Annotated in this window: 10 protein-coding genes (1 of these 10 only partly in view); all 10 read left to right on the top strand. The window is 62.9% G+C overall.

Annotated elements, in window-relative coordinates:
* Nucleotides 1-105, top strand: partial view of a transcription termination/antitermination protein NusG gene (gene nusG / locus AC54T3_RS16255; protein ID WP_496626364.1) — the 3' portion only. It extends 429 nt beyond the left edge of the window; the window shows 105 of its 534 coding nt (coding positions 430-534); its start codon lies beyond the left edge, outside the window; it ends in the stop codon at nucleotides 103-105.
* A gap of 140 nt (nucleotides 106-245) precedes the next feature.
* Nucleotides 246-680 carry a 50S ribosomal protein L11 gene (rplK, locus tag AC54T3_RS16250; RefSeq protein WP_496626362.1) on the top strand — a complete coding sequence of 145 codons (435 nt, stop codon included), beginning with the start codon at nucleotides 246-248 and terminating at the stop codon, nucleotides 678-680.
* Entirely contained in the window at nucleotides 680-1375 is a 696-nt protein-coding gene (gene rplA, locus AC54T3_RS16245) for a 50S ribosomal protein L1 (RefSeq protein WP_496626361.1), read from the top strand. The genes rplK and rplA overlap by 1 nt, the downstream gene beginning before the upstream one ends.
* 295 nt (nucleotides 1376-1670) lie before the next feature.
* Nucleotides 1671-2198 carry a 50S ribosomal protein L10 gene (gene rplJ, locus AC54T3_RS16240; protein WP_496626360.1) on the top strand — a complete coding sequence of 176 codons (528 nt, stop codon included), beginning with the start codon at nucleotides 1671-1673 and terminating at the stop codon, nucleotides 2196-2198.
* A gap of 74 nt (nucleotides 2199-2272) precedes the next feature.
* A complete protein-coding gene (rplL, locus tag AC54T3_RS16235; RefSeq protein WP_496626359.1) occupies nucleotides 2273-2653 on the top strand; it encodes a 50S ribosomal protein L7/L12 in 381 nt (126 codons plus the stop codon).
* A gap of 186 nt (nucleotides 2654-2839) precedes the next feature.
* The gene (rpoB, locus tag AC54T3_RS16230; RefSeq protein WP_496626358.1) at nucleotides 2840-6991 is read left to right on the top strand and encodes a DNA-directed RNA polymerase subunit beta; all 4152 of its coding nucleotides are present in this window, start codon (nucleotides 2840-2842) and stop codon (nucleotides 6989-6991) included.
* A gap of 163 nt (nucleotides 6992-7154) precedes the next feature.
* Entirely contained in the window at nucleotides 7155-11402 is a 4248-nt protein-coding gene (rpoC, locus tag AC54T3_RS16225; RefSeq protein WP_496626357.1) for a DNA-directed RNA polymerase subunit beta', read from the top strand.
* A 404-nt stretch (nucleotides 11403-11806) separates the two neighbouring features.
* Nucleotides 11807-12181 carry a 30S ribosomal protein S12 gene (rpsL, locus tag AC54T3_RS16220; protein WP_496626356.1) on the top strand — a complete coding sequence of 125 codons (375 nt, stop codon included), beginning with the start codon at nucleotides 11807-11809 and terminating at the stop codon, nucleotides 12179-12181.
* Between the two features lie 85 nt (nucleotides 12182-12266).
* Complete coding sequence (gene rpsG / locus AC54T3_RS16215; RefSeq protein WP_496626355.1) at nucleotides 12267-12737, top strand: 30S ribosomal protein S7; 471 nt, start codon at nucleotides 12267-12269, stop codon at nucleotides 12735-12737.
* 52 nt (nucleotides 12738-12789) lie between these two features.
* Nucleotides 12790-14886, top strand: coding sequence for an elongation factor G (gene fusA, locus AC54T3_RS16210; protein ID WP_496626354.1), 2097 nt, complete (start codon nucleotides 12790-12792; stop codon nucleotides 14884-14886).
* Nucleotides 14887-15000: the final 114 nt, after the last annotated feature.

Below are 15000 nucleotides of genomic sequence, written 5' to 3'. Positions count from 1 at the left end.
GTCGAAGAGGTCGATTACGAGAAGAGCCGGGTCAAGGTCTCGGTCTCCATCTTTGGACGATCGACCCCTGTCGAACTCGAGTTCAGTCAGGTCGAGAAGGGCTAACTCAAGCCTTTTTATCCTCAATGGGCCGATCCTTGCGATCGACCGCCCATTGATTTCGTTCACGGCCGTGTCATACGCGGTCCACGCGTCGGGGAGCTGGTCGCGCGATCAGCGTTTGCACCCACAGGAGCCTCAACAGAATGGCGAAGAAAGTCACCGCCTACATTAAATTGCAGGTCAAGGCCGGCGAGGCCAACCCCAGTCCGCCGGTCGGTCCGGCTTTGGGTCAGCACGGCGTCAACATCATGGAGTTCTGCAAGGCCTTCAATGCCAAGACCCAAGAACTCGAGAAAGGGCTGCCGACGCCGGTGGTGATCACCGTGTATTCGGATCGCAGTTTCACCTTCATCACGAAGACGCCGCCAGCGGCGATTCTGCTGAAGAAAGCAGCCGGTGTGGCCAAGGGCAGCAGCACACCGAATACCGCCATCGTCGGCACGGTGACGCGCGCGCAGATCGAAGAGATCGCCAACACCAAGATGCCGGATCTGAATGCGGCGGATCTCGAGGGCGCGGTCCGCACCATCGCCGGCAGCGCGCGAGCCATGGGACTGAAGGTTGAGGGGGTGGCGTAATGGCAAAGCTGAGCAAACGTCAAACGGCGATTCGTGAGCGTGTGGAGGCCGGTCGTTCCTATGCGGCCGAAGAGGCGTTTGAACTCCTGAAGTCGATCTCGAGCGTCAAGTTCATCGAGAATATCGATGTCGCCGTCAACCTGGGTGTTGATCCGCGCAAGTCCGACCAAGTGGTGCGTGGGTCGACCGTGTTGCCGCATGGCATTGGCAAGCAGGTGCGCGTCGCGGTCTTCACCCAGGCCGCAAATGCAGATGCGGCCACCGAGGCTGGCGCCGATCGCGTCGGCATGGAAGACCTCGCCGAGGAGATGAAGGGCGGCAATCTGGATTTCGATGTGGTCATCGCCTCGCCCGATGCGATGCGGGTCGTTGGACAGCTCGGTAAGCTGCTCGGTCCGCGCGGCCTGATGCCGAACCCGAAGGTCGGCACGGTCACGCCGAACGTGGCCGAGGCGGTGCAGAATGCCAAAGCAGGTCAGGTGCGCTATCGCACCGATAAGGCCGGCATCATTCACTGCCCGCTCGGCAAGATGGATTTCGACGCCGATAAGCTCCGGGAAAATCTCGAGGCGCTCTTGGCCAATCTGGCCAAGGCCAAGCCCAGCGCGGCCAAGGGTGTTTACATGAAGAAGGTCACGGTCTCATCGACCATGGGGCCGGGGCTAACGATCGATCACAGCGCGCTGGCGTTCTGATCGCTGTCGCAAGATTCGGTAGCGGCGCGTGTCTCGTCGAGACGCACGCCGCCGCCTCGCTCGAGCTTTGGGACAGCGGCCCTGTGGCCGTCGTCCGTCAAAGACCGCAGGCGTTGATCCGCGCGTGAGGACGCGCGTGGCTCGGCTTAATCGCTGCCTGCGCAGATGGTGCCCCGGAACCAGTTCTCTGGCAAGGGTACACGTTCAATGATCAGGTTCTCGTCATGGAGTGATGGACTGATTTTCTTAAGTTAGACCTTCAGTCTAACGTCACATCGATCAGGAGGTGACGTCTGTGGCACTGACCTTTGCCCAGAAAGAACGCATCGTCGCCGAGGTCGCGGAGGTGGCTCGGAGCGCCCACTCGGCGGTTGGTGCCGAGTATCGCGGACTGACCGTCGAGCAGTTGACTAAGCTGCGCGTCGAAGCGCGTAAAGCCGGGGTCTATGTCCGGGTAGTCAAGAATACACTGGCCAAGCGTGCGCTGGCTGGTACTGACTTTGCCTGCATGGACGAGGCGCTGAGTGGTCCGCTGCTGCTTGCGTTCGGACAGTCCGACCCCGGCTCCGTGGGCCGCGTCGCTGAAAGTTTCGCCAAGGATAACAAGGAATTTCAGGTCCGCATGATTGCGGTCGGCGGAACGCTCATGGATGGCTCCGAACTCAGCAAGCTGGCGAAGCTGCCGACCTACGATGAGGCGATCAGTCAGCTGATGTCGGTGATGAAAGCACCGGCGCAGAAACTGGCGACGACGCTCAACGAGGTCCCGAGCAAGCTGGTGCGTACCCTCAGTGCTGTCCGCGACGCGAAAGAGGCGGCTTGATCCTCGCTCCGGGCATGAAGTCCCGGCGATAGCGATCAATCATTGCAACGAATCATTGAATCGGAGAAGAGCCCATGGCGGTTTCTAAAGAAGACATCCTCGACGCCATCGCCAATATGACGGTGATGGAGGTCGTCGACCTCATCAGTGCGATGGAAGAGAAGTTTGGCGTGACTGCAGCGGCGGCCGTCGCTGCGGCTCCGGCTGCTGGTGGTGGCGCCGACGCGGCCCCAGCCGAGGAACAGACCGAGTTCGACGTGGTCCTGGCCTCGTTTGGTGCCAACAAGGTCGCGGTCATCAAGGCCGTGCGCGCCCTGACCGGCCTTGGCCTGAAGGAAGCGAAGGACGCCGTCGAAGGCGCCCCGGCAACGCTGAAGGAAGGCGTCTCGAAGGACGACGCCGAGGCGGCGAAGAAGGCACTCGAGGAGGCGGGCGCGACCGTCGAGATCAAATAACACGCGCTCCTTGCACCCTGCCCTAAAGCCGGGATCGACCAAGGCTGGCGGCTTCAGGCCGCCGGCCTTTTGCCGTTTCCGATCATAGGGCTAGCGCCGGGCTGGGATGCGGGCGCTCGATTTTAGCATCCGCTTTTGCGGCGGACGTTCAAGGCTACACAAAGACCTATTACGAGGGAAGGCAGCATGCCCTATTCGTTTACCGAAAAGAAGCGCATCCGCAAGAACTTCGGCAAGCGCCCGACGATCATGGAGGTCCCGTTCCTGCTGGCGACCCAGATCGATTCCTATCGCGACTTTCTTCAGCTGGAAAAGGGGCCGAAGGAGCGCGACGAGGTCGGTTTGCACGCCGCGTTCCGGACCGTGCTGCCTATCGAGAGCTATTCTGGTAACGCGGTCCTGGAATATGTCAGCTACCGGCTCGGCGAGCCGGCCTTCGATGTTCGTGAATGCCATCTGCGCGGTGCGATCTATGCCGCGCCGCTGCGTGTGCTGCTGCGCCTAGTGATCTACGACAAGGATGCCCCGGCGGGCGCCAAGGTGGTCAAGGACGTGCGTGAGCAAGAGGTCTACATGGGCGACCTGCCGCTCATGACCGAGACCGGCACCTTCATCATTAACGGCACCGAGCGCGTGATTGTCTCGCAGTTGCATCGCTCGCCCGGCGTCTTCTTCGACCACGATAAGGGCAAGACCCATTCGTCCGGTAAGCTCCTGTTCTCGGCGCGGGTGATTCCCTATCGCGGCTCCTGGCTCGATTTCGAGTTCGATCCGAAAGACAACGTCTACGTGCGCATCGACCGCCGGCGTAAGCTGCCGGCGACGGTGCTGCTGCGCGCGCTCGGTTATGGCGTCGACGATATCCTCGCGCTGTTCTTCGAGACCGATACCTTCCATCTCGGCGACGCGCTCGAGCTGGAATTGGTGCCGGAGCGCCTGCGCGGCGAGACGGTCAATTTCGAGATCACGCTCGACGACGAGGTCTTGGTCGAGTCCGGTCGGCGGGTCACAGCCAAGCATATTCGCGCCTTGCAAAAGGCCGGCGTCGAGCGCCTCGCGGTGCCGGACGAGTTTCTGATCGGTCGCACCCTAGCGCGCACTCAGGTCGACACCGAGACCGGCGAGATCATCGCCGAGGCCAATGCCGAACTCACCGAGGAACTGCTCGAGGCCTTGCGTGAGAAGGGCATCACGCGGATCGAGACGCTGTTCGTCAACGATCTCGACCACGGTCCCTATCTGTCCGAGACCCTGCGCATCGATCAGACCACCAACGATCTCGAGGCCCAGGTCGAGATCTACCGGATGATGCGCCCAGGCGAGCCGCCGACCAAGGAGGCTGCGCAGAACCTGTTCCACAACCTGTTCTTCGCCCCGGAGCGCTACGATCTCTCGGCCGTCGGTCGGATGAAATTCAACCGCCGCCTGCTGCGCGAGGAGACCGAGGGTCCGGGCATCCTCTACGACGGGCGCTACTTCTCCCAGCGCACCGATGCCTTCTCGACCAAGTTGGTCGAGGAGCAGGGCGAGCGCTCCGACATCGTCGATGCGCTCAAGGTGCTGGTCGAGCTGCGCAACGGCCGCGGTACCGTTGATGATATCGACCACCTCGGCAATCGGCGCATCCGCTGCGTCGGCGAGATGGCCGAAAACCAGTTCCGCGTCGGCCTAGTGCGCGTCGAGCGCGCGGTCAAGGAGCGCCTGTCGCTGGCCGAGTCCGAGGGCCTGATGCCGCAGGAGCTGATCAACGCCAAACCGGTCTCGGCGGCGATCAAGGAGTTCTTCGGCTCGTCACAGCTGTCGCAGTTCATGGATCAGAACAACCCGCTCTCGGAGGTCACCCACAAGCGGCGTGTCTCGGCGCTCGGCCCGGGCGGTCTGGCGCGCGAGCGCGCCGGCTTCGAGGTCCGCGACGTGCATCCGACCCACTATGGCCGGGTCTGCCCGATCGAGACCCCGGAGGGGCCGAACATCGGTCTGATCAACTCGCTTGCGGTCTATGCGCGGACGAATAAGTACGGTTTCCTCGAGACCCCGTATCGCCGCGTCGAGGGCGGTCAGGCGACCCACGAGATCGTGCATCTGTCGGCGATCGAGGAGGGCGGCTATGTCATCGCCCAGGCCAACGCGACCCTTGATGACGACGGCCGACTGGCCGACGCCCTGGTCTCCTGTCGGCACATGAACGAGTTCACCATGAAGGCGCCCGAGGAGGTCGAATTCATGGACGTCTCGCCGCGGCAGATCGTCTCGGTCGCAGCCTCGCTGGTGCCTTTCCTTGAGCACGACGACGCCAACCGTGCATTGATGGGCTCGAACATGCAGCGCCAAGCAGTGCCGACCCTGCGTGCCGAGAAGCCGCTGGTCGGCACCGGCATGGAGCGGGTCGTGGCTAAGGACTCGGGCGTGGTGGTCTGGGCGCGGCGCGGCGGCGTGATCGAAGCGGTCGACGCGGGCCGCATCGTGGTGCGGGTCAACGACGACGAGACCGAACCCGGCGAGGCCGGTGTCGATATCTATACCCTGACCAAGTACACCCGCTCGAATCAGAACACCTGCATCAATCAGCGCCCGCTGGTGGTACCTGGCGATCAGGTGGTGCGTAACGACGTGCTCGCCGATGGTCCGTCGACCGACATGGGCGAGCTGGCGTTGGGGCAGAACCTGCGCGTCGCCTTCATGCCTTGGAACGGCTACAACTTCGAGGACTCGATCCTGATCTCGGAGCGCCTGGTGCAGCAGGATCGCTTCACCAGCATCCATATCGAGGAGCTGACCTGTCTGGCGCGCGATACCAAGCTCGGCCCCGAGGAGATCAGTAGCGACATCCCGAATGTCGGCGAGGCGGCGCTCGGCAAGCTCGATGAGTCCGGCATCGTCTATGTCGGCGCCGAGGTGCGCGACGGCGACATCCTGGTCGGCAAGGTCACGCCCAAGGGCGAGACTCAGCTGACCCCGGAGGAGAAGCTGCTGCGCGCGATCTTCGGCGAAAAGGCCTCGGACGTGAAAGACACCTCACTGCGGCTGCCGTCCGGCATGGCCGGGACCGTGGTCGACGTGCAGGTCTTCACCCGCGATGGCGTCGAGAAGGACAAGCGCGCGACCGAGATCGAGGAACTGGAACTCGAGCGGGTGCGCAAGGACTTGGCCGATCAGCTGCGCATCATGGAGCAAGACACCTTCCAGCGCGTCGAGAAGATGCTGGTCGGCAAGGTGGCCGATGGTGGTCCCGGCGGACTCAAGGCGGGCGACAAGATCACCAAGAAGTATCTGACCGATCTCGCCGGGGGCCAAGGCAAGGACAAGTGGCTCGAGATCCGCATTCGCAGCGAGGAGGCGGCCGCCCAGCTCGAGGCGGTCGCGGCGCAGATCAAGGAGCAGCGCGAGGTGTTCCGTGAACGCTTCGAGATCAAGAAACGCAAGATCACCCAGGGCGACGAGCTGCCGCCGGGCGTGCTGAAGATGGTCAAGACCTATGTCGCGGTCAAGCGGCGCATTCAGCCGGGCGACAAGATGGCCGGGCGCCACGGCAACAAGGGCGTCATCTCGCGCGTGGTGCCGCAGGAGGACATGCCGTTCAGTGCCGACGGTGAGCCGGTCGATATCGTACTCAATCCGCTCGGCGTGCCCTCGCGCATGAACGTCGGTCAGGTGCTCGAGACCCACCTCGGCTGGGCCGCGAAAGGGCTCGGGCAGCGCATCGATGCCATGTTGCGCGCGCAAGCCGATGTCGAAGAGCTGCGAGGCTTTCTGGCCAAGGTCTACAACAGCAGCGGCAAGCTCGAGGATCTCGACAGCCTGAGCAATGACGAGGTGCTGGAGTTGGCCGCCAACCTGCGCGGCGGCGTACCGCTCGCGACCCCGGTCTTCGACGGCGCCACCGAAGAGGAGATTAAGTACATGCTGGATCTCGCCGGGCTCTCGAGCACGGGCCAGACCACGCTCTACGATGGCCGCTCCGGCGAGCCGTTCGAGCGCCCGGTGACCGTCGGCTATATGTACATGCTCAAGCTCAACCATCTGGTCGACGACAAGATGCATGCACGCTCCACCGGTCCCTACAGCCTGGTGACCCAGCAGCCGCTGGGCGGCAAGGCGCAGTTCGGCGGTCAGCGCTTCGGCGAGATGGAGGTCTGGGCGCTCGAGGCCTATGGCGCCGCGCACACCCTGCAGGAGATGCTGACCGTGAAGTCGGACGACGTCGCTGGCCGGACCAAGATGTACAAGAGCATCGTCGATGGCGACCATCGGATGGAGGCCGGGATGCCCGAGTCATTCAACGTGCTGGTCAAGGAGATCCGCTCGCTCGGCATCAATATCGAACTCGAGCAGGATTGATCTGTCGTCTGTGGGGTGGAGGCGCCGCCGTCTCCGCCCCGGGCCGCCTTGATGGCAACCCCCTGATCGTATCTGGATCGCATCTGGATCACATTTGGGGGCAACCGAATACTGGCTGTTGGCCCTTGGCCGTCGGCCCACTCTTTCCTAAGGAGGCTAGGTCGTGAAAGATCTTCTCAGAATCATCAAGCAGCAGGGGCAGGCGTTGGAATTCGACGCGATCCGCATCGGCCTGGCATCGCCGGAGATGATCCGCTCCTGGTCCTATGGCGAGGTCAAGAAGCCGGAGACCATCAACTATCGCACCTTCAAGCCGGAGCGCGATGGGCTGTTCTGCGCCAAGGTGTTCGGCCCGGTGAGCGACTACGAATGCCTGTGCGGCAAGTACAAGCGCCTCAAGCACCGCGGCGTGGTGTGCGAGAAATGCGGCGTCGAGGTGACCCTGGCCAAGGTGCGCCGCGAACGCATGGGTCATATCGACCTGGCGAGCCCGGTCGCGCACATCTGGTTCCTGAAGTCGCTGCCCTCGCGCATCGGGCTCTTGCTCGACATGACGTTGCGTGACATCGAGCGCGTGCTCTACTTCGAGTCCTTTGTCGTCATCGATCCGGCGATGACCGATCTCGAGCGCAATCAACTGCTCACCGATGATCAGTATCTCGAGGCGCTCGAGACCCACGGCGACGAGTTCGACGCGCGCATGGGCGCCGAGGCCGTGTTCGAGCTGCTGCGCAGCCTGGATCTCGATGCCGAGATGCGCAAGATGCGCGAGGACATGGAAGCCACCAACTCCGAGACCAAGCTGAAGAAGCTGACCAAGCGGCTGAAGCTGATCGAGTCGCTGCAGCTTTCTGGCAATCGGCCGGAATGGATGATCCTGACCGTGCTGCCGGTACTGCCACCGGAACTGCGCCCGCTGGTGCCGCTCGACGGCGGCCGCTTCGCGACCTCGGACCTGAACGATCTCTATCGGCGCGTGATCAACCGCAACAACCGCCTCAAGCGGCTGCTCGATCTGATCGCGCCCGACATCATCGTGCGCAACGAGAAGCGCATGCTGCAGGAGTCGGTCGATGCGCTACTCGACAACGGTCGTCGTGGGCGCGCCATCACCGGCACCAACAAGCGCCCGCTGAAGTCGCTCGCCGACATGATCAAGGGCAAGCAGGGCCGCTTCCGGCAGAACCTGCTCGGTAAGCGCGTCGACTATTCCGGTCGTTCGGTCATCGTCGTCGGCCCGACGCTGAAGCTGCATCAGTGCGGCCTGCCGAAGCTGATGGCGCTTGAGCTGTTCAAGCCGTTCATCTTCAGCAAGCTGCAGCTGCGCGGGCTGGCGCCGACCATCAAGGCGGCAAAGAAGATGGTCGAGCGCGGCACGGCCGAGGTCTGGGACATCCTCGAAGAGGTGATCCGCGAGCATCCGGTGATGCTCAACCGCGCGCCGACCTTGCACCGCCTTGGTATCCAGGCCTTCGAGCCGGTGCTGATCGAGGGCAAGGCGATCCAGCTCCATCCGCTAGTCTGTACCGCGTTCAACGCTGACTTCGACGGCGACCAGATGGCCGTGCATGTGCCGCTCTCGCTTGAGGCGCAGCTCGAGGCGCGCGCCCTGATGATGTCGTCGAACAACATCCTCTCGCCGGCCAATGGCGAGCCGATCATCGTGCCGTCGCAGGACGTGGTGCTCGGCCTCTATTACATGACCCGCGAGCGCATCAACGCCAAGGGCGAGGGGCTGGTGCTGTCCGGCATTGATGAGGCGCGGCGCGCCTACGAGACCGGCCATGCCGCGCTGCAGGCGCGGGTGAAGGTGCTGATCCGCGAGGTCGTGCGCGAGGAAGACGGCCGCATCGAGGAGCGTACCGGTGTGCGCGAGACCACGCTTGGCCGCGCGCTGGTGTGGGAGATCGTGCCCGAGGGGCTGCCGTTCGAGCTGGTCGACCGTGCGCTCGGCAAGAAGCAGATCTCAAGCCTGATCAACACCTGCTATCGCGTGCTGGGCTTGAAGGACACCGTGGTCTTCGCTGACCAGATCATGTACATGGGCTTCCGCATGGCGACCCGTGCTGGCGTCTCGATCGGCCTTGAGGACATGGAGGTGCCGGACGAAAAGGTGCGCATCATCGGCGATGCCGAGGACGAGGTGAAGGAGATCGAGGACCAGTATACCCAGGGCTTGGTCACCAACGGCGAGCGCTACAACAAGGTGGTCGATATCTGGTCGCGTACCAATGACTTGGTCGCCAAGTCCATGATGCGCAAGCTCGGTAAGGATCAGGTCGTTGATAGCGATGGCAAGGCGCTCACCGATAGCGACGGCACGCCGCTCGAGCAGGACTCGTTCAACTCGATCTACATGATGGCCGACTCCGGCGCGCGTGGCTCGGCGGCGCAGATCCGGCAGCTCGCCGGCATGCGCGGGCTGATGGCGAAACCCGATGGCTCGATCATCGAGACGCCGATCACCGCCAACTTCCGCGAAGGGCTGAACGTCATCCAGTACTTCATCTCGACCCATGGCGCGCGCAAGGGCTTGGCCGATACGGCGCTGAAGACCGCCAACTCCGGCTATCTGACCCGCCGCCTGGTCGATGTGGCCCAGGACATGGTGGTGCTCGAGGTGGACTGCGGCACCGAGCATGGGCTGTCGATGACCCCGATCATCGAGGGCGGCGACGTGGTCGAGCCGCTGCGCGAGCGCATCCTCGGTCGTGTCACCGCCGAGGATCTCTATCGTCCCGGCACCGACGAGATCGTCTGCGAGGCCGGCACCCTGCTCGATGAGGGCTGGGTCAAGCAGCTTGAGGCCGAGGGTATCGATCAGGTCCTGGTGCGCTCGGCGATCACCTGCGAGTCGCGTTTGGGCGTCTGCGCTCAGTGTTATGGGCGTGATCTGGCGCGTGGCCATCGCGTCAATATGGGCGAGGCCGTTGGTGTCATCGCCGCGCAATCGATCGGTGAGCCCGGCACCCAGCTGACCATGCGCACCTTCCACATCGGCGGTGCCGCGTCGCGAGCGGCCGCCGTGAGCAATGTACAGGTCAAGGGCGCCGGCACCATCAAGCTGCACAATCTCAAGACCGTGCAGCACCACAGCGGCAACCTGGTCGCGGTTTCGCGCTCCGGCGAGCTGACCGTCAGTGATGAGAAGGGTCTGGAGAAGGAGCGCTACAAGATCCCCTATGGCGCCACCGTCGCGATCAACGATGGCGATAAGGTCGAGGCTGGCGCCATCGTCGCGACCTGGGATCCGCATACCCATCCGGTGGTCACTGAGGTCGCGGGTGTCTTGCGCTTCGAGGACTTCATCGACGGCGTCACCGTGCAGAGCAAGACCGATGATGTCACCGGTCTTGCGTCGCTCGAGATCATGGATCCGAAACAGCGTCCCGCAGCCGGTAAGGACTTACGTCCGATGGTCAAACTGCTCGATGCCGATGGCGAAGAGCTGAATATCGCCGGCACCGATCTGCCGGCACGCTACTACCTGCCCTCGGAGGCGATCGTCACCGTCTCCGATGGCGCCGAGGTCGGCGTCGGCGACATCCTCGCGCGCATCCCGCAGGAATCCTCGAAGACCCGCGATATCACTGGTGGTCTGCCGCGCGTTGCCGACCTGTTCGAGGCGCGCAAGCCGAAAGACCCCGCATTGATGGCGCAGGCCACGGGAACCATCAGTTTTGGTAAGGAGACCAAAGGCAAGCAGCGCCTGGTGATCACCACCGACGACGGTGAGACCATCGAGGAGCTGATTCCGAAGTGGCGACACGTGAACGTCTTCGAGGGCGAGCGCGTCGAGCGTGGCGAGATCGTCTCCGATGGCGAGATGAGTTCGCACGATATCTTGCGCCTGAAGGGTGTGACGGCGCTGGCCGAGTACCTGGTCAAGGAGATTCAGGACGTCTACCGGCTACAGGGTGTGAAGATCAACGACAAGCACATCGAGGTCATCGTGCGCCAGATGCTGCGCAAGGTCGAGATCACCAACGCTGGCGATACCAACCTGCTGCGCGGCGAGCAGGTGGATCAAGCGACGGTCTTGGTTGAGAACGAGCGCGTGAAGGCCGAAGATAAGCATCCAGCGCTCTATGAGCCGCTGCTGCTCGGCATCACCAAAGCCTCGTTGGCGACCGAGTCGTTCATCTCCGCAGCCTCGTTCCAAGAGACCACCCGCGTGCTGACCGAGGCGGCGGTACGTGGTTCAGTCGACGGGCTCAATGGTCTGAAAGAGAACGTCATCGTCGGGCGTCTGATCCCTGCTGGTACCGGCTTGGCGCATCACAATGAGCGTCGGCGGCGGCGTCAGCCCGATGGCGGTGGAGACGCGGCGGAGCGCATGGAAATGGCGACCGAAGAATTGACCGCTGCTTTGAAGCAGGCGCTGAACACGCAGGAGTCTGCGGCTGACTGAGGCCGAGACCAGCCCCTGTTCGGGGGCCTGCTCAGGGGCTGGTCATGATTCTGCAATCCTGCGTTGACAGGGATAGCGGAGCCGAATATACTTCTCGTCTTAGCTCGCCGGCATGCTCTTGTTGCCGGCGAGTGTTTTGAGTGGCATGGTCGCTGCGGCACGCCCTTCTCGTCGACTTATCCGTCGTCTATCTGCGTCCTCGTCCTTCGCTGACGAGTTCACCGCCCTGTTTTTCTCTGGGGTGGGAAGATTGGCTGCGGCGCGTCCCGCGCTAATCGAGGGTGCTATCAAGGGCTACGGTGGTGTCCTCAAACCAAAATCTCAAGATCGAGCGTCGCCAGCCAGGGGCTGCGGGCTCGGACTTTTAGTGCATAGACATTGCATTCAAGCCGTCGGAGTCAGTCATGGCGACAGTCAACCAATTGGTGCGTCATCCGCGCAAACGCCGCGTGGCAAAAAGCACGGTCCCAGCGCTCGAGGCCTGTCCTCAGAAGCGCGGTGTTTGCACCCGTGTCTACACCACCACGCCGAAAAAGCCTAACTCGGCGCTGCGAAAGGTCGCGCGCGTGCGGCTGACCAACGGCTTTGAGGTTGCGTCCTACATCGGTGGTGAAGGGCATAACCTGCAAGAGCACTCGGTGGTGCTGATCCGTGGCGGTCGTGTCAAGGACTTGCCGGGTGTGCGCTATCATACCGTGCGCGGCACACTGGATGCCTCCGGTGTCGAGAAACGCCGCCAAGGTCGGTCCAAGTATGGCGCCAAGCGCCCGAAGAGCTAAGACGCTCTTCGTTCATCGCCTCGTCCATCGCATCGCTGGTCGAACGCGCTAACCCTTGTATTAGGTAGTCGGAGCCTGAAAAGCAATGCCGAGAAGACGCATCGTTGGTCGTCGCCAGATCCTGCCGGACCCGAAACACGGTAGTGAGCTGCTCACCAAGTTCATCAATATGCTGATGGAAGACGGCAAGAAGGCCGTTGCCGAGCGCATCATCTATGGCGCGCTCGATCGGGTGGTCGAGAAGAAGGGCGCCGAGCCGCTCGAGCTGCTCGATAGCGCGATGGAGAACGTGCGCCCGATGGTCGAGGTCAAGTCCCGCCGCGTCGGTGGTGCGACCTATCAGGTGCCGGTCGAGGTACGCCCATCGCGGCGCAACACCCTAGCCATGCGCTGGTTGATCGACGCCTCGCGCAAACGCTCCGAGAAATCGATGGCGCTTCGTCTCGCCGGTGAGCTGATGGACGCGGCCGACGCGCGTGGCACTGCGGTCAAGAAGAAGGAAGACACGCATCGCATGGCGGAGGCCAACAAGGCCTTCTCGCATTATCGCTGGTAGCGCAACCGCGCGCAGCTCCTCGCATTCACCTCAGGCAATAGGCAACGCAGTCGTGGCACGTAGCACAGCAATCGATCGGTACCGAAACCTCGGCATCATGGCGCACATCGATGCCGGCAAGACGACGACGACTGAGCGCATCCTGTTTTACACCGGCCTGTCGCATAAGATCGGCGAGGTGCATGACGGCGCTGCGACGATGGACTGGATGGAGCAAGAGCAGGAGCGCGGGATCACCATCACCTCGGCGGCGACGACCTGCTTCTGGTCTGGAATGGATCAGCAGTTCCCCGAGCATCGCATCAACATCATCGACACCCCCGGGCACGTCGACTTCACCATTGAGGTGGAGCGTTCGCTGCGGGTGCTCGATGGTGCCTGTACCGTGTTCTGCGCCGTCGGTGGCGTCGAGCCGCAGTCGGAGACCGTGTGGCGTCAGGCCAACAAATACGGCGTGCCGCGCATCGCGTTCGTCAATAAGATGGACCGGATGGGCGCCAACTTCCTGCGCGTCGTGGCTCAGGTACAGGCTCGGCTCGGCGCGGTTGCGGTGCCGCTGCAGTTGCCGATCGGTGCCGAGGAAGACTTCGCTGGTGTCGTCGATCTGGTGCGGATGAAGGCGATCTACTGGAACGACGAGGACAAGGGGCTGACCTACGATGCCCGCGAGGTGCCGGCCGAGATGGCGGATGCCTGCGCCGAATGGCGCGAGAAGCTGGTCGAGGCTGCGGCCGAGGCGACCGAAGAGATGATGGAGAAGTATCTCGAGGGTGGTGAACTCAGCGAGGAAGAGATTCGCGCCGGCATTCGCAAGCGCTGTATCGCCAACGAGATCGTGCCGATGCTTTGCGGCTCGGCGTTCAAGAATAAGGGTGTGCAGGCGATGCTGGATGCGGTCATCCACTATCTGCCGTCGCCGCCCGAAGTGCCGCCGATCAAGGGCGTGCTGGATGACGCCGCCGAGACCGTCGAGGAGCGTCCGTCGCGAGATGACGCCCCCTTCGCGGCGCTGGCGTTCAAAATCGCCACCGACCCCTATGTCGGCACCTTGACCTTCTTCCGCGTCTATTCGGGCGTACTCAACGCCGGTGACAGCGTGTTGAATCCGGTCAAGCGCAAGAAGGAACGGATTGGGCGCATCCTGCAGATGCACTCGAACGACCGCAAGGAGATCAAAGAGGTTCGCGCTGGCGATATCGCCGCTGCGGTGGGCCTCAAGGATGTCACCACCGGTGAGACACTCTGCGCGCTCGACAAGCCGATCACGCTGGAGCGGATGGAGTTTCCGGAGCCGGTGATCTCGGTGGCGGTCGAGCCGAAGACCAAGAGCGACCAAGAAAAGATGGGCGTGGCGCTGCAGAAGCTGGCGCAGGAAGACCCCTCGTTCCGGGTGCGCTCGGACGAAGAGTCAGGCCAGACCATCATCTCCGGCATGGGCGAGCTGCATCTGGAGATCATCGTCGATCGGATGAGGCGCGAGTTCAATGTCGAGGCCAATGTGGGCGCGCCGCAGGTCAGCTATCGCGAGACGCTACGCGCCACGGTCGAGCAGGAGACCAAGTTCGCTCGCCAATCCGGTGGTCGCGGTCAGTTTGGCCATGTCTACATCCGCCTCGAGCCGCAAGAGCCAGGTGCTGGCTACGAGTTCTCGAACGAGATCGTCGGCGGCGCGGTGCCGAAGGAGTACATCCCGGCGGTGGATAAGGGCATCCAAGAGGCCATGACCAATGGCGTGATCGCGGGTTTCCCGGTGGTCGACGTCAAGGCAACCCTCTATGACGGCTCCTACCACGAGGTCGATTCGAGTGAGATGGCGTTCAAGATCGCCGGCTCGATGGCCTTCAAGGCAGGCGCGGCCAAGGGTAAGCCGGTCTTGCTCGAGCCGATCATGAAGGTCGAGGTGGTCACGCCCGAGGAGAACATGGGCGATGTCATGGGCGATCTGAACAGCCGCCGCGGCATGATTCAGGGCATGGAAGACACGCCTTCGGGCAAGATCATCCGCGCCGAGGTGCCGCTGGCATCGATGTTCGGTTACGCCACCGACCTGCGCTCGGCAACGCAGGGACGTGCGAGCTACAGCATGGAGTTCGCTAAATACAACGAGGTCCCGGCCAGTATTGCCGAGACCGTCGCCAAGAAACGATAGCGTCGACCGACGGTTGGCGCTCGCTATGATTGCAGTGGATCTCTGAGGGGATACGGGCATGTCCAAAGAAAAGTTCGAGAGAAAGAAGGCGCACGTCAATGTTGGCACGATTGG

Source organism: Halochromatium sp. NSM3, assembly GCF_059621085.1.
Note: the sequence above shows the minus strand (reverse complement) of the source record. Positions and strands in the feature narration are given on the sequence as shown.

Excerpts from the sequence above, each read along its gene's own strand:
- rplL (WP_496626359.1), top strand. The coding sequence starts at position 2,273 with ATGGCGGTTTCTAAAGAAGACATCCTCGACGCCATCGCCAATATGACG.
- rpsG (WP_496626355.1), top strand. The coding sequence starts at position 12,267 with ATGCCGAGAAGACGCATCGTTGGTCGTCGCCAGATCCTGCCGGACCCG.
- rplK (WP_496626362.1), top strand. The coding sequence starts at position 246 with ATGGCGAAGAAAGTCACCGCCTACATTAAATTGCAGGTCAAGGCCGGC.
- rpoB (WP_496626358.1), top strand. The coding sequence starts at position 2,840 with ATGCCCTATTCGTTTACCGAAAAGAAGCGCATCCGCAAGAACTTCGGC.
- rplA (WP_496626361.1), top strand. The coding sequence starts at position 680 with ATGGCAAAGCTGAGCAAACGTCAAACGGCGATTCGTGAGCGTGTGGAG.
- rpsL (WP_496626356.1), top strand. The coding sequence starts at position 11,807 with ATGGCGACAGTCAACCAATTGGTGCGTCATCCGCGCAAACGCCGCGTG.